This window comes from Sediminibacterium goheungense, assembly GCF_004361915.1.
GTDB classification, from domain to species: domain Bacteria; phylum Bacteroidota; class Bacteroidia; order Chitinophagales; family Chitinophagaceae; genus Sediminibacterium; species Sediminibacterium goheungense.
This window is the reverse complement of record NZ_SNWP01000011.1, coordinates 600,011-619,474: the sequence shown is the minus strand read 5'-3', so window position 1 is coordinate 619,474 and position 19,464 is coordinate 600,011. Positions and strand designations below refer to the sequence as shown.

Sequence of the window (19,464 nt, the reverse complement as noted above, 5' to 3'; positions counted from 1 at the left end):
ATGATGAAAGATACATAAAGAAGCGCGCCTGAGAGAAGTAAAGTGAAAACTTGGCTCTGTTATCTTTAAAGAGAATAGTACCTTTATAAAAAAATAAGTGACTGCCGCACAGCAAAATTTCAGGGTACAATTCTGGATTACCGTTCTGAGTGTGGTACTTTTTTTTGCAAAAATTATTGCTTTCTATTTTACCCACTCACTGGCAATTTTATCAGATGCACTTGAAAGTATTGTAAACGTTATTGCAGGTTTTATAGGCTTGTATAGCCTATATATAGCTGCGAAGCCCAGAGACCTTGAACATCCTTATGGACATGGAAAGGCCGAGTTTGTTTCCGCAGCTTTCGAAGGAGGATTGATTGTAGCGGCCGGTATCCTGATTATCTATGAAACAGTAACCAATATTCTTCGCAATGAACCTATTCATCAGTTAGATACGGGCTTATGGTTGATAGGTGCTACGGCCCTCATTAATTTTGCAGCGGGTAGTATCTGTCTGCGTATAGGTAAAAAGAATCATTCACTGGCGCTACAGGCAAGTGGCAAACACCTGCAGATTGATACTTATTCTACCCTTGCCATTATTGCAGGATTAATCATCATACTGTTAACAAAACTTTACTGGCTTGATAAGGTCATAGCTTTTGGCATGAGCTTGCTGATTATTTATAACGGTTACAAAATTATACGTTCCTCATTAGCCGGTATTATGGATGAAGCCGATATGGAAATACTCAGCCGTTTTATTGAAGTACTTAATAACCAGCGAAATGAAAACTGGGTAGATCTTCATAACCTTCGGGTCATTAAATATGGCAGTTTATTACATGTAGATTGTCATCTCACAGTACCCTGGTACCTGAACATTCATGAGGCCCATAAAGAAATCGATGATCTTTCTGCATTAATCAGGCAGGAGTTTGGCGATTCCATTGAATTATTTGTACATACGGATGGCTGTTTACCTTTTAGCTGCAGAATCTGTAATAAGGCCTGTCATGAAAGACAACACCCATTCGAACAAAAAATTAAATGGACACTTGAGAATATCCTGTCAGATAAAAAGCACCAGTTATAAAGAATGCGGCACAATTTCGGCTGCAAAAACACAAGTTTTCACAGCTTATCCTAAATTGCAGCCTCACACAAATATTATTACCATGCAAGTCTGGAAAGAATATCAGCAACAGCACAAAGAACGTTTTCTGAATGAATTATTGGATCTGTTGCGCATACCAAGTGTTAGTGCGCGTGGCGAACATAAAGATGATATGATCCGTTGTGCCGAAGCGGTTGAGAAAAGTTTAAAAGAAGCCGGTGCAGAAACCACCGCTATATACCCTACTGCTGGTCATCCGATTGTGTATGGTGAAAAAATAGTGGATGCTGTAAAACCTACTGTTCTAGTATACGGGCACTATGATGTGCAACCTGCCGATCCTTTAGAACTATGGCACAGTGGCCCATTTGAACCCGTTATTAAAGAAGGTAAAATTTATGCACGTGGTGCCTGCGATGATAAAGGACAATTTTACATGCACGTAAAAGCACTGGAAACAATGGTTCAAACAAACAGTCTTCCCTGTAATGTAAAATTCCTGATTGAAGGTGAGGAAGAAGTAGGCAGTCCCAATCTCGCCACTTTTGTAAAAGCCAATAAAGAATTATTAAAAGCCGATGTTATCCTGATCAGTGATACCTCTATGCTGAGTATGGATACGCCTTCGATTGATATAGGCGTACGCGGATTGAGTTATATTGAAGTGGAAGTAACCGGTCCTAACCGCGATCTGCACAGCGGTGTATATGGCGGTGCTGTTGCCAACCCGGCTACCATGCTGGCAAAAATGATTGCTTCCTGCCATGATGAAAACAATCACATTACCATACCAGGTTTTTACGATGATGTTGTAGAAGCAACACCAGATGAGCGTGCAAAAATGGCAAAAGCTCCTTTTAGTGAAACTGAATACAAAACAGATCTTGGTATAGATCAATTATGGGGTGAGAAAGGATATACCACCAATGAAAGAACGGGTATACGCCCTACGCTGGAAGTAAACGGTATATGGGGAGGCTATACCGGAGAGGGTGCCAAAACGGTATTACCATCAAAAGCCTATGCAAAAATTTCATGTCGGCTGGTACCCAATCAGTCATCCGAAAAAATCACCAGAAAAATCCTGGATTATTTTACCAGTATCGCCCCGGCGGGTGTAACGGTAAAAGCCCATGAGCACCATGGAGGTGAACCGTATATGACGCCTATTGATTCAAATGAATATCGTGCCGCTGCAAAAGCTATTGAAACAACTTTTGGCAAAGAACCTATACCGGTTCGCGGCGGTGGAAGTATTCCCATCTGTGCATTATTTGAAAAAGAGCTGGGACTTAAAATCGTGTTCATGGGTTTTGGCTTAGACAGCGACAACCTGCACAGTCCGAACGAGAAATACGATATTTATAATTTTTATAAAGGCATTGAAACCATTCCTTACTTCCATCAATACTATGCGGAAGGAAAATAAATCATATAACAATAACAGGAGCAGATGTAGATTTGCTCCTGTTTTGCTTTTGTTATGAGTGAAGTCAAAGAAAAATTACGGATCGACAAGTACCTCTGGGCCATACGTTTATTTAAAACGAGAAGCCAGGCAGGCGATGCATGCAGTAAAGGCAAAGTAAAAATGACTGGCACACCTGTAAAGGCATCCCGCATTGTAAATATCGGTGATGAATACGAAGTGAAAACTGAAGCCAAAAGATGGGTGGTAAAAGTTACGGGCTTACTCGATCATAGAGTACAATACAGCGAAGCCATCAAATTCTATATAGACTTAACTCCAGCAGAAGAATTGGACCGTGTTAAGTTTGAAGCAGCTACCTACCAGACCGGAAAACGTCTGAGTAAAATAGGTAGACCTACCAAAAAACAAAGAAGAGATCTGGGCGATTTTTTAGCGGATTAAGACTACACTGTTTTACTTCTTGAAAAGAACAGATCGTATAGCTTGCCCGTCTTTCATACCTTTGCACCATGTTACACATACACATACTAACCGTATTACCCGAACTGCTCGAAAGTCCTTTTGCACATAGTATCATGAAAAGGGCACAGGAGAAGGGTTTGTTAGAAATACATGTTCACCAGCTCCGTAAATGGGCCGTGAACAAGTATGGCATGGTAGATGATTATCAATATGGTGGTGGTGCGGGTATGGTTATGATGTGTGAACCACTGGCCAATGCAATTGACGAACTACAAAAAGATCAACGCTTTGACGAAATCATTTATATGACACCTGATGGTAGTCGTTTCGATCAGAAAAGGGCCAATCTGCTCTCTTTAAAAAATAATTTACTGATCATCTGTGGTCATTATAAAGGCATAGATGAACGTATCCGCCAGCAATATGTAACCATGGAAATTTCGATTGGCGACTACGTACTGAGTGGTGGAGAACTGGCTGCTGCTGTGGTAGTGGATGCAATTGGACGGTTGATACCTGGTGTTTTAAATGATGAAACTTCTGCGCTTACCGATTCTTTTCAGGATAATTTACTGGCACCTCCGGTTTATACCCGACCAGCTGATTTCCGGGGAATGACGGTTCCCGATATACTACTGCAGGGAGATCCCAAAAAAGTAGAAGACTGGCGCTATGAGCAAGCCGTGCAACGCACAAAAGACAGAAGACCAGATCTGATGTCGGATCTCTGATGTCGGATATTGTACAAATATCTATTCAATAAATGCATAAGACCACAGATAGTTGGCACTAGCTGTGGTCTTATGTTAATATTAATGCCCAAGTTTTATTTAATACTAATCACAGGTACCTGCTTTTCATTTATGAGTTTGTTCAACGCTTTAACATCATTTTCCATGATGGCTTTCAGCTTTGCGAGTTGTACATCTGCCTGACCGCCCAAATCAGCAAAAGCTTCTTTCGCCTGTTTACTTGGAGGGTTCTGACCGCTTGAAGCCACGCCGTACAAACCCGCAAGCTTATCATTCAGGCGAATCGGGAAGTTCAATACATCCTGACTGCTCTTCGCCTTGGTTTGATACAGTGCTTCTTCTACCGCTGTAATTTTTTTATTAATACTGTCGGCAAAAGATTTAATTTCTCTGTTACCATCCAATCTTCCTGTGAACTCGGTCATTTGTGTTCTTAATGCCCGGATATTTTTAATGGCTTTTTGCACTTCACTAAATTTATCGCGCACCTGTAACAGGAAAGCCAGTTGTTCATCATATTCAGCTTCTGTAGTAGCATAGTTTGGATTACGCAGAATTTCGAAAGGAACATCTACAGAATCTTTTCCATAGCGAATACGTGCTTTGTATTTACCAGGCGCTGCTTTGGCAGCACCAATACCGCCATTCCAGAGAATCAAACCATCCAGACGCTCGGCAGGAGGATACATCATATCCCACTCAAACTGATTAATGCCGTTACTATATTCTATTTTATCTGATGCTTCTCTCGCATTTTTACTAAAAGTGCGAATCGGTTTTGATTGCTTATCATAAACAGTTATAGATACCCTTGAGCTGTCAGTTACTCCTTTGAGGTAATAATTAATCAGTACACCCGATGCCGGATTGGTTCCCATATTAGAAGATGCTCCACCAAAATTTCTTCTGCCTCTTCCACCCCCGCCTTCCGATCTGTAAACAGGGTTCACATCAAACACATGCATGTTTCTATCTAAAATAGCTGCATCCATTTGCTGTACCAGGCTCAGATCATCCAATACCCAGAATGCACGCCCCTGTGTTGCTACAATCAGATCGTTCTCTTTAATGGTTAAATCAGTAATCGGCGTTTCGGGCAAGTTCAGTTGAAACTTTTTCCAGTTGGCGCCATCATCAAAACTTATATACATACCATATTCTGTTCCGGCGTACAATATACCTGGCTTCTTTTTATCGGCCCGGATAGCTCTGGCAAAATGCAATTTCTCTATACCATTGGTAATTTTCTTCCAGGTTTTACCATAATCTTCCGTTTTGAAAATATACGGTGTAAAATCATCGAGCTTATATTTTGTACCGACGATATATGCAGTTCCTTTTTTGAATGGATCTGTTTCAATACAGTTCCACATCATCCATTTACCCGCTTCAGCTGGTGTTACATTTTCCCAGTTCTTACCGCCGTCTTTACTGATATGTAATAATCCATCATCGCTACCAGCCCATAAAAGATCTTTTTCAAGTACTGATTCTGCCGCTGTAAAAATGGTACAGTAGTATTCAACCGAAGTATTGTCTTTTGTAATAGGACCACCACTGGAAAGCTGACGTGATTTATCATTGGTAGTCAGATCAGGGCTTATCATTTCCCAGCTTTGTCCTTCATTTTCGGTTACAAATAAATGGTTCCCGGCGGTATACAATCGCTTAGGATTGTGTGGTGAAAAGAAAATAGGGAAGTTCCATTGGAAACGGTATTTCAAAACATCTGCACCGGCACCCATTGGATTATCGGGCCATACGTTGATGGCACGGTTCTCTCCGGTTCTATGATCGAGCCTTGCCAGATAACCTCCATAATTACCACCATACACAACATCAGGATTTAAAGGATCTGCAACCACATAGCCACTTTCTGAACCAGCTGTTGTTTCCCAATCGCGGTCAGTAATACCTGCACCCGCAGTTCTGCTTCTCATACGGATCGTAGAGTTGTCCTGCTGCGCACCAAGAATACGATATGGATATGCATTATCTGTTGATACACGGTAGAATTGTCCGGTTGGCTGATTATCCATCGTACTCCAGTTCTCGCCGCCATCAAAACTTACCTGCGCACCGCCATCATCCGCTACAATCATACGATCACCATTTTCCGGATCAATCCATAAATCGTGATGGTCTCCATGTGGTGTCCTCAAACTCTGAAATGTTCTTCCACCATCCTTACTCCGCATAAAACCTACATTCGGCGCATAAACTACATTTTCATTTTTCGGATCCACAAACACTTTGGTATAATACCATGCACGTTGGCGGATATTATTATCGCTGCTGGTGAGCGTCCAGCTTTCTCCTGCATCATTACTTGTATATAAACCCCCATTTGCATTTTCAATAATGGCATATACTTTATCAGTATTAGAGGGGGCAATGGCTACCCCCACAATACCCCATACGCCTTTTGGAAATCCTTTGGCAGTGCTGATATTGGTCCATGTTTCGCCTCCATCTGTACTTTTATAAATACCACTGCCTTCTCCGCCACTTTCCAAACTATGTGGTGTACGAATTACACGCCACATACCTGCATACATCACACCAGGATTGGTAGGATCGATCACAAGGTCTGATGCACCCGTCTGGTTGTTTACATACAATACTTTTTTCCAGCTCTTTCCTCCGTCAGTTGTTTTAAAAACACCACGTTCTTCATTTGGACCAAATAAATGACCCAATGCAGCCACCCATACTGTATTTGGATCGCGGGGATGAATAATAACACGGATGATATGCCTTCCCTCTTTTAAACCAAGATTTTTCCAGGTGCGGCCACCATCATCACTTCTCCACATTCCATTCAATCCTTCAGCCACATTACCACGAACCGTATTCTCCCCTTCGCCTACATAAATAATATTTTCATCGGTAGGAGCAACAGCGATGGATCCGATATTTCCTCCAAGGAATTTATCGCCAATATTTTTCCAGTTGCTTCCTCCATCTGTTGTTTTCCAGAGGCCTCCACCTGTAGCGCCAAAATAAAAAGTGGTTTTATTTTTATAACTACCTGCCACTGCTGCACTGCGTCCTCCTTTAAAAGGACCAGCGAGTCTGTATTTTAATTTGGAAAAGAATGCTGCTGAAGGATCAGCTGCGGGAGCAGGAGTGGTGATTGTTTTTTTGGTATCCTGTTTCTGTGCCTGTACCAGGGTGCCAAGCAAAAGAGCTGCAGAAAGCAGCCAGCAAATTTTTTTCATATGCAGTATTGAATTGGAAATGGAATTTACGAATAAAAGATAAAAGAACAGAAGAACAGAGAAACAGGGAATTTTCAACTTCAAATTCATTATTCTACTGTTTCTCTATTCCTCTGTTTACTTCACTTTGTACCAGACTTCATCTACAGGTTCATTCAGTTTGATATCAAGGTGTTCAATAATCGTTTCAACAGGCCCGAGGCTAATGAGCTGTTTCATCGGGAACTGAATACCTGCTACTTCTTTGTAAGCACTATATTGAATGGTTACTTTGAGACTGCGGCGTCCACCTCCCATCATACGCATGATACTTCCGAAACCACTTAGTGCAGCAGCCATTTCATCAGCTGCTTCTACTTGTTGTACCAGAAAATTATTTTTATTGATATAAAAAGTACCCGTTAACCCATCTTTCATGGTTAGTTTCACTTTATAACACTCTTCTTTATTCACTTTGGCCGTACCCAGCAATTCAGCTGTATAACCTTTTTTAGTATAATCCACCAGCATTGGGAAGCTACCTGCACAATCCATTTCATATTGCTGTTTACGTAAGTCATCATCCGTCATTTTTGTAACACCAGCCCCATTACCGGAGCCGAATTGTGTATTACCATCTCGCTGTCCGCCGCCGCCGCCAAAACCTCCACCGCCTCCAAAATTAGGCATGGCTGGTACATACACATAACCGGCAGTATCGGTAACCATGGTCCATGAATTACCCATACCCATAATACCTCCCATCTGTCTGCGATAAAGCTTACCTCGTTCACGTATGCTATTGAGACTGATATCGAAACTTTGTCCCATCATATTCATTTTCATCACACTCTCCATCTGGAGGGTCTTAATGGCTTTCAGCTTATTTTTTCCGCCATTGGCTTCTTCAAATTTGGTCATTACTTCTTCAATGGTCTGGGCAGAACCAAAAAATACCAGTATTGACAAACAGCCTGTCAGGATTTGTTTTTTCATGTATTTTTTATTTTCAATCTTCCGTAAACTTACGCACAGTTTAGCTCTCATAGTTCGAATACCTGAAAGATATGATGAACGGGCAGATGTCAGCAAAAACAGATGAGTTATCTTTGTTGTATGCAGCCCACCAAAAGCTTTACCGTTTGCGGACAATTTGTAGATATTTTAAAAAAACAAATCTATCCGGCAGTCATTCATATTCAAGAGGGTAAAATCAGATCAATTGAAAAATCCTCAGCAGAAAATATCAGCTTACAGCAGTACATCTTACCCGGTTTCATAGATAGCCATGTGCACATTGAAAGTAGCATGCTCATACCTTCTGAATTTGCCAGGCTGGCGGTAGTCCATGGTACAGTTGGAACGGTTAGTGACCCGCATGAAATTGCCAATGTATGTGGGATCGCAGGTGTGGACTATATGATTGAAAACGGTAAACAGGTACCTTTTAAGTTCAATTTTGGTGCACCGAGTTGTGTGCCTGCTACTGTTTTTGAAACAGCAGGTGCAGTTATTGACAGTACAGCAGTGGAAGCATTGCTGCAAAAACCTGAAATAACCTACCTGAGTGAAATGATGAACTTTCCGGGCGTTTTATCCAAAGACCCGGAAGTAATGAAAAAGATTGCTGCTGCACATAAAGCTGGAAAGCCGGTTGATGGCCATGCCCCCGGGCTGAGAGGAGAATCAGCAAAACAATATATTGAAGCAGGTATTTCAACCGATCATGAATGTTTTACGGCAGAAGAGGCGCTTGATAAATTACAATATGGCATGAAAATCATCATCCGCGAAGGAAGTGCCGCAAGAAATTTCGAGGCACTCATTGATCTCGTGGAAGACCATCCCAATAGCATATTGTTCTGTAGCGATGATAAACATCCTGATAGCCTGGTAACCGGACATATTAACAAACTTTGTGCAAGAGCGGTTGCAAAAGGTATCGATCTCTTTCATGTATTAAAAGCAGCCTGCATCAACCCTGTATTGCATTATAATTTACCTGTAGGACTACTACAGATTGATGACGATGCTGATTTTATTGTGGTAAAAGATCTTACAGATTTTGAAGTAGCTGAAACCTATGTAAATGGTATTTTGGTAGCAAAAGATGGTCAATCGTTGATTCAAAGTGTTCCTGCCACCATCATTAATCATTTTGATTGCAAACCTGTATCCATCTCAGATCTTACCGTTACTGAAAATGCCTATCCATCAGAAGATGGGCTGATTCCTGTAATGGAAGCATTAGACGGACAACTGATCACTAACAAACTTTTCCTTTCGGGCAAGTTATCAGATGGGCAATGGGTATCAGATACAGAACAGGATATCTTGAAAATGGTGGTTGTAAACCGTTATCATCATGCTCCGGTAGCTAAATGTTTTATCAAAAATATCGGATTGAAAAAGGGTGCTATTGCTTCATCAGTAGCACATGACAGTCATAATATTGTTGCGGTGGGTGTCGATGATGAAAGCCTTGCAGCTGCCATCAATCTTGTGATCAGTGAAAAAGGTGGCGTGAGTTGTTATGCCGATACCCATCATCAGGTACTTGGTTTGCCTGTGGCTGGTTTAATGAGTACCCATGATGGATATAAGGTAGCTGAAGCGTATACTGCCATTGATCAAATGGCCAAAGATCTGGGTTCAACCCTGCAGGCTCCGTTTATGACCCTCAGTTTTATGGCATTATTGGTAATACCGCATCTTAAACTGAGTGATATGGGTTTGTTTGATGGTGATCGTTTCAGTTTCTTGAAATAGGATCGACATAAATACCATTAAGTACATTTTCTTTCTGCCGCATCAATTACTCAGCGGCAGAAATATCACCCGTTGCTTTATTTACAGAAATAGCTACACTGTCTGTACCCTTCGGAGCAAAATATTTGGTTTTGAATTTGATAGATTTACCCGGTCCGATATTTTCATAAATGGTTTCCAGTCCCTCATCTAATTTTACACCCGTTTTACTGTAGAAAGAAAGACGCAGTTCAACATCTTTATACCAACACACAGTAGCTTTATTGGAAATGGTTCCTTTCACTACGGTTTGACCGATAAGGTTTTTACGATCGCTATTACTTACCATCAGAAACCGTTTAGGATTGTTTTTCTCTTTTTCAGCCAGTGATTCTTTTACGGTTTCATAACTGCTGTTATCAAAATCCTTCTCCTTTTTATCATTTTTACAGGAAATAAGCAACGTAAAAAGCGCCAGAATAAGCGTAATTTTCTGCATAAGGGTTATTAATTTCTACCAAATTAAGCCATTCCTTGTTTTTGTATCGTTAAAACAGAAAACAGCTTATAAACATAAATTTCTCATTCCAACAGATAGATTTTAGTTTTGAAGCCTTTACCAACCTTTATTTCTGAACCATGATTGTAAACCTCAGCCAAGAGCATAGCCTTGTTAGTAACTGGGTATCTGAACTAAGAGACGTAACCATTCAGGGAGACAGGATGCGTTTTCGCAGAAACCTGGAACGTATCGGTGAAATAGCCGCCTATGAAATCAGCAAACGGATGCCTTTTAGCGTTGTAGAGGTTCCAACACCATTGGGCACGCATGAAAGCAAAAGATTGGAACAACAGCCTGTTCTGGCAACCATATTACGGGCGGGTTTACCCATGCATAATGGTATGCTGAATTATTTCGACAGGGCAGACAATGCCTTTGTTTCTGCTTACAGAAAGCATCACCGCGACGGATCATTTGAAATAAGTCTGGAATACATGAGTTGCCCTTCTCTGGATGACCGTATTGTTATCATCAGCGACCCCATGCTGGCAACCGGTGCTTCGATTGTAAAAACCATACAATATATGAAAGATGAGGGTACACCCAGAGAGTTCCATGTGGTTGTAGCCATTGCATGTTCTGTAGGTATAGAGCTCATTCACCGCGAATGTGGTGATGATATCCATATCTGGTGTGGTGATATTGATGATGAATTAACCGCCAAGGGCTATATTGTTCCGGGATTAGGCGATGCGGGCGATCTGGCATTCGGTACTAAAAATCAATCCTGACCTGAGCAGCGGTAAGCCCCTTTTTCTGGTCAATCAACTACGTTAAGGACAACCTAATCTTCCAAACAACCGTATTTGATTCGATCATATTACCCTAAATTCGACACTGAGTGAAAAAGCTGTACCAAATAAGCTGCCTGGGATTTTTGTTGCTGGTGCTAAATACTGCATCGGCACAGGACCCTAATTTTTCTCAGTTTTTCTCTTCCCCCCTTACGCTTAACCCAGCTTTTACGGGTAAATTCTTTGGTTCCTACAGGGTGGCAGGTAATTACCGCAACCAGTGGCCCAGTATTGAAAAAGCCTATACAACTGCAACAGCCTCGGCAGATTTTCAAATCATGAAAGGCCAGATTTCTGCAAACGATACCTGGGGGGTAGGTTTTATGGGGTATACAGACAATAGTGCCAATGGGGCCGTTAAATTTAATTATGGTTCCGTATCCACTGCCTATCATAAAGGGCTCGATGAAGACGGCTTTCATCAGCTAGGAGCAGGATTTCAGGTTACGTATGCCAATATGCTGATTAACACGAATATGCTGAAATTTCAGGACCAGTTAACAACAGCCGGCTTTACCGGCGTAACTTCTGAAGTATTTAACAGCGGCGTTTTAAAAGCCAATTATGTGGACGTGAATGCGGGTTTGCTTTATAACGGCAGTACCAACGAAAGAAACAATTTCTACTTTGGTGTTAGTATGTACCACATTAACCGACCCAAACAACAGTTTACGGGCGCCAATTATATATTACCCACCCGTACCACTGTGCATGCAGGTACTTATTTCCCGGTAGGACAAAGCACCACATTACACCTGAGCGGAATGCAAATGTTTCAGGGGGGGGCTTCTTCCACCATGCTTGGTGCGGCGCTACAATTCAATGCTACTCCAGATGATATTAAATCAACCAGCTTATATGTAGGTTCCTGGATGCGTTTCAAAGACGCCATTATCCCTTACCTCGGACTTGAATTTGATGATTTCAGGGTGGGCGTGAGCTACGATTATAATTCGTCTTCTTTAAAAACAGCTTCTATGAACAGAGGCGGTATTGAAATCTCTTTGATTTATATCAGAAGGCCTTCTTCTGATAAGATTGTGAACTGTCCGAAGTTTTAGGTTATCCGTTTATTTACTAAAAGAAAAATCACCGCAGAGAAGGGTGATCAAGGGGTTACGCAGGGTTATACTTTTTATTATGGATATGTTTTGTTACCTGTGGATGGCCTTTTACTATAAAACGATATGGCAATAAAGCATCTTCGGCAGCATAATCCACGCCAATGCGGGGTGTAGTAATGATGGCATCTTTTGTAAATCGATAACCATCGTCTGCTATCCATATTTCTTTTTCGAGCAAATCAGTACCGGAATGTGCAACGCTTATACCCAAAGCTTTGGATACATTACCCGGGCCTCTTCCAACAGCATGGTCCAACTTTAATTTCTTCATTCGTTCCAGCATTGTTTCTACCCCATAAACCGGTTCAATTCCCCTTATCAATACTGCATGTGGCACACCTTCAGTTCCTGTTACCACATTAAATAAATGATGTATCCCATAACATAGGTAAACATACGCCAGTCCACCCGTTCGATACATCACTTCTGTTCGGTTGGTATACCGACCACCATAAGCATGTGAAGCCTTATCTGCAACACCATTATAGGCTTCGGTTTCAACGATGCGGCCTGCAGTTAATTGATCGGAGAAGCAGGTTATAAGCAGTTTACCAATCAGCTCTTTAGCTATTACACACACATTTTTTCGATGGTAAAATGCAGCCGGCAACTGCATTTGCCTGTATTCTGTTAAAGCTTTCACTCGATAAACATACTGAATACATTAACTTAGTGCATCTAAAATATACCCGGTGCTCAAAGAACTTATTATTGCCATACAATCTTACATCCAGGCGCATCATTTTATTGTGCGGCATAAACTCTGGAAGTGGATACTCATACCAGGTATATTGTATACACTGCTTTTTGTTACGGGCATGTACTATTTCGGGCAAACATCTTCTGATTTTATTGCCTGGATGACATTAAAAACGGGTCTCAGAAACTGGATCGACGAATTATCGAGCAGTTTTATAGGTTTTCTCTTCGTTTTTGGAACCGCTTTATTATGGCTGGTACTGATGCTCTTATATTTTTCGCTGTTCAAATATCTTTTCCTGATACTGGGCTCTCCATTGTTTGCCTACCTGAGTGAGAAAACAGCATCTATTATTGAGGGGAAAGATTATCCCTTCAGTTTTAAACAACTGGGCAAAGACATTATCCGGGGTATTTCCATTGCATTGAGAAACAGTGTATGGCAAACCGTGTACCTGCTGGCCATTTTATTGCTGAGCCTCATACCGTTAATCGGATGGCTCACACCGATTCTTGCCATTCTCGTTGAATGCTATTATTATGGATTCTCCATGCTCGACTACAGTATGGAACGTCAGAAAAAAACACCTGCTGAAAGTATTTTTTATATCGGCCATCATAAAGGCCTGGCATTGGGTAATGGTATTATCTTTTACATGATGCATATACTACCTGTAATCGGATGGATACTGGCTCCAGCCTATGCCGTGGTTGCCGCAACACTCAGTATTTATCCTGCCGGGACAAAGAAATAAAATATGACAGGCAAAGTTTATCTCATTCCCACCGTACTCCATGAAGACGCACTACAGACCATTCCAGCCTATATACTGGATGCTATAAAAGATTGTTCTGTTTTTTTTGTTGAACAGGAAAAAACAGCCCGTCGTTTTTTTAAAAAATTATGGAGAGAGATGGTGATTGATGATTACCAGTGGTTCACCATTCATAAGGCCGAACAGGAAGTAAAATCGGCCTTCATGGAATGCTTACGCTCAGGGAAAAACATTGGTATTGTCAGCGAAGCAGGTTGTCCGGGTATTGCTGATCCCGGTCAGGTATTGGTAGAAGTGGCACAAAGTATGGGAGCCACCGTAAAACCGCTGGTTGGTCCAAGCTCCATACTGCTGGCTTTAATGGCGAGTGGCATGAACGGACAATGCTTTCAGTTCCATGGCTATTTGCCGATTGACACAACAGAAAGAAAGAAAAAAATAAAAGAGCTGGAGACCGATTCATCTAAAAGAAATTGTACCCAGCTATTTATTGAAACCCCTTACCGTAACAATGCGCTGATCAGTGATCTTCTACAAACCTGCAGGCAGGAAACCAAACTCTGTATTGCAGTAGATATTACAGGCACTAATGAATCCATTCAAACCAAAAGCATACAGGAATGGAAAAAAAAGCCGCTTGACATTCACAAGCGGCTGGCTATTTTTTTACTACAGGTGTAAATTAAATCCTTCCCTCAGTAATTACAAGTCTAATAATCATTACTGTTTGGGGGCAATAATAGTTTCTGTGGCTGCGCCCCTCACTTCATATACACTGTCTACAATATTTCGCTCAAGTCCTCTCCAGGGTAAGGTACCGATATATCTTTTATAATGCAATTCCACTTCTTTCCCTGAACAACGCAATAACTGTTCAGCTACCGACTCGCTGGTTACACTAAAATCGAATTCATTACTTTGTACATTGGCACGGAAGCCACTCTGGATAATTTTCCCCTCCCACGTTTTGAACAGGATACCCTTTTTCTGAAATGTATTCAGTAGGCCCGCCTTGGTTCCTTCTGCATAAATAAAGTAATACCGCCAGTATATAAAAATCGACAAGGCTACCAGTAACACAGTAACAATGGTCCAGATAATTTTTCGCTTATTCATATTACAACCCGTATTTATCTACAAGATAAACCAGTGCTGCCATATTCACCGCACCTAACAGTAATTCTCTCTTATTTACATTTTCAAATACATCGGTACGTGCATGGTGCAAATCAAAATAACGCTGGGGATCAGGAATAAAACCGGCGATGGGTGTACCAAACAGCCTGTTCAGCGGTCCAATATCAGCTCCGCCCCCACTGCCGGCCATATCTTCTGTTCCATAAGGTTTTAATAAAGGCAGCCATTGTTGTGCTTTATCATGCTTGTCTTTAGAAGCGGTAAAGCCAAAACCTCTGGGAGTGAAACCACCTGCATCACTCTCAAGGGCAAAAATGTGTTTTTCACCCTTTTCTTTCGCTACTTCTGCATATTTATTACCACCACGCATGCCGTTTTCTTCATTGGCAAAAAGTACAAAACGAATGGTACGTTGAGGTCTATACCCGATTGCTTTCAGTGCACGCATCACTTCAATAGTATGTACCACGCCTGCACCATCATCATGTGCTCCTTCATTTACATCCCAACTATCGAGGTGCCCGCCAATTGTAATAATTTCATCCGGATATTTACTCCCCTTCAATTCCCCGATTACATTATGCCCGATGGTATCAGGAAGAAATTTAGCACTGGTTCTCATGGTCACCATAACATCAGATTTTTTACTCAGCTCCCAGATATAGTCAGCATCTCTGGGTCCCATTGCAATCGCAGGAATCTTGGGAAAGGAATCATTATATGAAGTGCTGCCTGTATGTGGATCATTGGCGGTTGATTCTGTGAGTGAGCGAATCATAACACCCACTGCTCCATACTTAGCCGCCGCTGCCGGACCTGCCCTGCGTGAAACACCTGTTTGTCCGTAAGAAACAAAGGGTTTGATATTGGTTGGATCAAAAGAATGATTGAAATAAACAATCTTACCTTTCACTTCCTCTTTTCTTTTATCCATCTCCTCAAAACTATTAAAGGCAATTACTTTAGCCGTAACCGGTTTACCATTACCCAATGAATTTCCCAAAGCCAGTACATCCAATTTTCTGCTTACAGCTTTACCATTGATATTGATTACCTGTGCTTCTTCTTTGGCACCACGAACCCAACGGGGCACCTGACATTCCTGCAGATATACCCTATCGGCACCCATTTCTTTTAATGCTTTTTCACCCCATGCTTCTGCTTTATACATCTGTGGCGAGCCAGCCAACCGGCCGCCTACTTTTTTGGTTAGCTCATAAAGAAGGTCATAAGCTTTACCATTACGGAGTATTTCATCTGAAATCTTTTTAATCATAACAGCATCGTCCTGCTGGGCCCATACAGCAATGGGAGATAAGAATAAAAGAAAGAGTAATTTTTTCATAAGGCTAAAGTTAATCATTTGTCATGTTTTAACCAGTTATATGAATGGAGAAGAGTATTCGTGGAATTGTTGTTACTTGCAGATGGAATAGCTAATAGCCAATGGCTTATAGCTTATAGGATATGGCAGGTAGTATAAGTATAATATATACTATTAGCTATCCGCCATAAGCTATCACCAAAGGAACACTTTTTTAAACTAAGGAATATATGCGTATAGGAATCGTCTGCTACCCCACTTTTGGTGGTAGTGGTGTACTGGCCACAGAGTTGGGTAAAGCATTGGCCGACGAAGGGCATCAGGTTCATTTTATTACCTATCAGCAGCCGGTAAGGTTGAATGTTTTCAATGCAAATATCTTTTACCATGAGGTAAGGGTCCCCACCTATCCGCTTTTCGATTACCCTCCTTATGAAGTAGCACTTGCCAGTACCATGGTAGATGTGATTATGAATCATGATCTCGATCTCTTGCATGTGCACTATGCTATTCCCCATGCTTCAGCAGCTTATATGGCCAAACAGATTGTAAAGCAAAAAACCAACAGAAACATACCTGTTATTACCACTTTACACGGAACAGATATTACCCTTGTTGGTAAAGATAAAACCTATGAACCCGTAGTTACCTTTTCCATTAACGAAAGCGATGCCATTACTGCCGTATCACAAAACCTGCGGGAAGAAACCTATAAATTTTTCCCTATTCATAAGGACATTGAAGTAATTCACAATTTTGTAGATGTTAGCCGCTTCAATAAAAAACCGATTGATGCTTTTCGAAAAGTAATTGCACCCAATGGCGAAAAAATACTGATCCATGCTTCGAATTTCAGGAAGGTAAAACGTGTTGTTGATGTTATCCATGTATTTTCAGCAGTCAGAAAACAAATGCCTGCTAAATTACTGATGGTGGGTGATGGCCCGGAAAGACCCGGCACTGAAGAATTAACCCGCGAATTGGGCATTGAAGACGATGTACGTTTTCTGGGTAAACAGGAACAGATGGAAGATATACTGGCAGTAAGCGATGTATTTCTGCTACCCTCTGAATATGAAAGTTTTGGTTTGGCAGCATTGGAAGCGATGGCTGCCAGATCGGTGGTAATCAGTTCCAATGCAGGAGGCTTAAGTGAAATCAATACACAGGGTGAAACCGGTTATATGGCGAATGTGGGCGATATCGAAGCAATGAGCAGGTTCGCCATTGATTTATTGCGGGACGACCAGAAATTAGAACAAATGAAAGAAGCTGCCTATCAACAGGCCTGCAGATTCGATATTAAAAATATCATTCCCATTTACGAAAAACTATACAGCCGCTTTTGCCGCATGGGGCCATGCTGATAGCTGATTGCCTATGGCGTATAGGTAATGGCTTGATAGAGGGTAGAAATATAATATCCAAACCATGCACTATAAGCCATTAACTATTCGCTATGACCCATAGGCCATATGCTATTCCCTACTTAAACCAGGAAGCATACATTACATAGTTATTGGAGATCCGGTCTATTTCGCCATGTATCAACTCCTGTGAAACGTCTTTCACTTTTTTAGCCGGTACACCAGCATAAATACAGCCCGCTTCTACCACCGTTCCTTCCAGTAATACCGCTCCTGCGGCAATGATGGAATTACTGTGTACTACACAACGATCCATAACAATCGCTCCCATGCCAATCAATACATTATCATGTATCGTACAGCCATGAACCAATGCATTGTGGCCGATGGAAACATTGTTTCCGATATGGGTAGGATTTTTTTGATAGGTACAATGAATCACTGCTCCGTCCTGTATATTCACTTTATTGCCCATCTTAATATAATGCACATCGCCACGAACCACTGCATTAAACCATATACTGCAATCGTCGCCCATGACAACATCTCCCACAATGGTTGCATTGGGGGCAATAAAACAATTTTCACCAAATTGCGGCTCTTTACCAAGAACACTCAGTATAACTGGCATAAATTATCGAATTTCGGGTAGTGAATGTTGAACTTTCATGAAAGTTAATAAAATGAGCGGTATTTCAAACAGACAAGTTTTTTTGCAACATGTGGCGCAAACTTCACCTGCACCCATTGGCATTGAAATGGTTAAAGCTTCCGGCATTCATCTCTGGGATACAGACGGTAAAAAATATATAGACCTTATATCCGGCTTTAGTGTTTGTAATATCGGACATAGTCATCCTGATGTAGTGAAAGCTGTACAGGAACAGGCAGCTGAATACATGCACCTGATTGTGTATGGGGAATTTATAGAAAGTCCGCAGATACAGTATGCCAGATTACTAAGCGACCATCTGCCTGGCTCACTCAATTGCGTATATTTTACCAACAGCGGCGCAGAAGCTACAGAAGGTGCCATGAAACTTGCCAAAAGAATTACCGGCCGATCCAAAATGATCGCCTTTAATGATGCTTATCATGGTAGTACACAGGGCGCATTGAGTATTATGGGAGGTGAATACTGGCGCAATGCCTTCAGACCCTTACTCCCCGATATTCATCACTATCATTACAACGATGATACTGTTCTTGATGCCATAGATTCCGATCTGGCCTGCATCATACTGGAAACGGTACAGGCTGAGAGTGGTATCAAAGCACCCCGCAAAGAATGGTTACAGGCCATCCGGAAAAAATGCGACGAACATTGTGTACTGCTCATCTTCGATGAAATACAGGCTGGCTTTGGTAGAACAGGTTCACTATGGGCATTTCAACAATTTGATGTAGTACCGGATATTTTGTTATTAGGCAAGGCTCTCGGCGGAGGCATGCCCCTGGGTGCTTTTATTGCAGACAGAAAACTGATGTCTACCCTCACCTATAATCCGGTATTGGGTCATATCACCACATTTGGCGGGCATCCTGTTTCCTGTGCTGCCGGAAAAGCTGCTTTCGAAGTGCTGACCAATAGCCGGATGATCGATACAGTAAAAGAAAAAGAAAAAATACTACAGAAACAGTTACAGCACCCTGCTATCATAGATAAACGTTCATGTGGTTTATGGATGTCATTGCAATTTGAAGATGCAGCTACCAATCAAAAAATAGTACACAACTGCGTAAAAAACGGATTAATTACCGACTGGTTCCTATTCGCACCCGACAGATTAAGAATTGCCCCACCCTTATCTATTACAACAGAAGAACTTGATCAGATTTGCAGGATCATTTTGCAAAGTGTGGACGAGAAAGTGAGCAGTGAGTAGTCAGTAGTGAGTAAAAGCTTTATCTTTATAGACTCATTATTGACTACTGACTACTGACTACTGACTACTGACTACTGACTACTGACTACTGACTACTGACTA

18 protein-coding genes are annotated in these 19,464 nt (G+C 41.5%); 11 read left to right on the top strand and 7 right to left on the bottom strand.

Annotation, left to right across the window (positions count from 1 at the left end):
* Positions 1–97 precede the first annotated feature (97 nt).
* From BC659_RS10395 to trmD, 4 genes are all read left to right on the top strand, one after another.
* Positions 98–1,078: a cation diffusion facilitator family transporter gene (locus tag BC659_RS10395; RefSeq protein WP_133474692.1), complete on the top strand. Its 981-nt coding sequence runs from the start codon at positions 98–100 to the stop codon at positions 1,076–1,078.
* A gap of 82 nt (positions 1,079–1,160) precedes the next feature.
* Positions 1,161–2,528 carry a dipeptidase gene (locus tag BC659_RS10390; protein WP_133474691.1) on the top strand — a complete coding sequence of 456 codons (1,368 nt, stop codon included), beginning with the start codon at positions 1,161–1,163 and terminating at the stop codon, positions 2,526–2,528.
* A 54-nt stretch (positions 2,529–2,582) separates the two neighbouring features.
* Positions 2,583–2,972, top strand: coding sequence for an RNA-binding S4 domain-containing protein (locus BC659_RS10385; protein ID WP_133474690.1), 390 nt, complete (start codon positions 2,583–2,585; stop codon positions 2,970–2,972).
* Positions 2,973–3,040: 68 nt separating this feature from the next.
* Complete coding sequence (trmD, locus tag BC659_RS10380; RefSeq protein WP_133474689.1) at positions 3,041–3,724, top strand: tRNA (guanosine(37)-N1)-methyltransferase TrmD; 684 nt, start codon at positions 3,041–3,043, stop codon at positions 3,722–3,724.
* Positions 3,725–3,819: 95 nt separating this feature from the next.
* On the opposite strand, the gene BC659_RS10375 is transcribed toward trmD, so the two are convergent.
* Complete coding sequence (locus BC659_RS10375) at positions 3,820–6,966, bottom strand: WD40/YVTN/BNR-like repeat-containing protein (RefSeq protein ID WP_133474688.1); 3,147 nt, start codon at positions 6,964–6,966, stop codon at positions 3,820–3,822.
* Between the two features lie 117 nt (positions 6,967–7,083).
* On the bottom strand, positions 7,084–7,941 hold the full coding sequence (locus BC659_RS10370; RefSeq protein ID WP_133474687.1) for a hypothetical protein: 858 nt from the start codon (positions 7,939–7,941) through the stop codon (positions 7,084–7,086).
* Positions 7,942–8,061: 120 nt separating this feature from the next.
* On the opposite strand from BC659_RS10370, the gene ade reads away from it, so the two are divergent.
* A complete protein-coding gene (gene ade / locus BC659_RS10365) occupies positions 8,062–9,714 on the top strand; it encodes an adenine deaminase (protein ID WP_133474686.1) in 1,653 nt (550 codons plus the stop codon).
* Positions 9,715–9,760: 46 nt separating this feature from the next.
* Here ade and BC659_RS10360 read toward each other — a convergent pair whose 3' ends face one another.
* Entirely contained in the window at positions 9,761–10,192 is a 432-nt protein-coding gene (locus BC659_RS10360; protein WP_133474685.1) for an FxLYD domain-containing protein, read from the bottom strand.
* Positions 10,193–10,332: 140 nt separating this feature from the next.
* Here BC659_RS10360 and upp point away from each other — a divergent pair, with 140 nt between their 5' ends.
* Positions 10,333–10,986 (top strand): uracil phosphoribosyltransferase, encoded by a 654-nt coding sequence (gene upp / locus BC659_RS10355; RefSeq protein ID WP_133474684.1) that lies wholly within the window; start codon positions 10,333–10,335, stop codon positions 10,984–10,986.
* A gap of 110 nt (positions 10,987–11,096) precedes the next feature.
* On the top strand, positions 11,097–12,110 hold the full coding sequence (locus tag BC659_RS10350; RefSeq protein ID WP_246027120.1) for a PorP/SprF family type IX secretion system membrane protein: 1,014 nt from the start codon (positions 11,097–11,099) through the stop codon (positions 12,108–12,110).
* A 55-nt stretch (positions 12,111–12,165) separates the two neighbouring features.
* Here BC659_RS10350 and BC659_RS10345 read toward each other — a convergent pair whose 3' ends face one another.
* Positions 12,166–12,789: a DNA-3-methyladenine glycosylase gene (locus tag BC659_RS10345; RefSeq protein ID WP_133474683.1), complete on the bottom strand. Its 624-nt coding sequence runs from the start codon at positions 12,787–12,789 to the stop codon at positions 12,166–12,168.
* A gap of 76 nt (positions 12,790–12,865) precedes the next feature.
* Here BC659_RS10345 and BC659_RS10340 point away from each other — a divergent pair, with 76 nt between their 5' ends.
* Together BC659_RS10340 and BC659_RS10335 are read left to right on the top strand one after the other, a co-directional pair.
* Entirely contained in the window at positions 12,866–13,627 is a 762-nt protein-coding gene (locus BC659_RS10340) for an EI24 domain-containing protein (protein WP_133474682.1), read from the top strand.
* 3 nt (positions 13,628–13,630) lie between these two features.
* Entirely contained in the window at positions 13,631–14,329 is a 699-nt protein-coding gene (locus BC659_RS10335) for an SAM-dependent methyltransferase (RefSeq protein ID WP_133474681.1), read from the top strand.
* A 39-nt stretch (positions 14,330–14,368) separates the two neighbouring features.
* On the opposite strand, the gene BC659_RS10330 is transcribed toward BC659_RS10335, so the two are convergent.
* Entirely contained in the window at positions 14,369–14,764 is a 396-nt protein-coding gene (locus BC659_RS10330) for a hypothetical protein (RefSeq protein WP_133474680.1), read from the bottom strand.
* A 1-nt stretch (position 14,765) separates the two neighbouring features.
* Positions 14,766–16,130, bottom strand: a complete 1,365-nt coding sequence (locus tag BC659_RS10325) for a M20/M25/M40 family metallo-hydrolase (protein ID WP_133474679.1) — start codon at positions 16,128–16,130, stop codon at positions 14,766–14,768.
* A 209-nt stretch (positions 16,131–16,339) separates the two neighbouring features.
* Between BC659_RS10325 and bshA the strand changes: the two genes are divergently transcribed.
* Positions 16,340–17,476 (top strand): N-acetyl-alpha-D-glucosaminyl L-malate synthase BshA, encoded by a 1,137-nt coding sequence (gene bshA, locus BC659_RS10320; protein WP_133474678.1) that lies wholly within the window; start codon positions 16,340–16,342, stop codon positions 17,474–17,476.
* A 118-nt stretch (positions 17,477–17,594) separates the two neighbouring features.
* Here the strand turns inward: bshA and BC659_RS10315 are convergent, their stop codons facing one another.
* On the bottom strand, positions 17,595–18,107 hold the full coding sequence (locus BC659_RS10315; RefSeq protein WP_133474677.1) for a gamma carbonic anhydrase family protein: 513 nt from the start codon (positions 18,105–18,107) through the stop codon (positions 17,595–17,597).
* A gap of 52 nt (positions 18,108–18,159) precedes the next feature.
* On the opposite strand from BC659_RS10315, the gene BC659_RS10310 reads away from it, so the two are divergent.
* Positions 18,160–19,362 carry an aspartate aminotransferase family protein gene (locus BC659_RS10310; RefSeq protein ID WP_246027119.1) on the top strand — a complete coding sequence of 401 codons (1,203 nt, stop codon included), beginning with the start codon at positions 18,160–18,162 and terminating at the stop codon, positions 19,360–19,362.
* Positions 19,363–19,464: the final 102 nt, after the last annotated feature.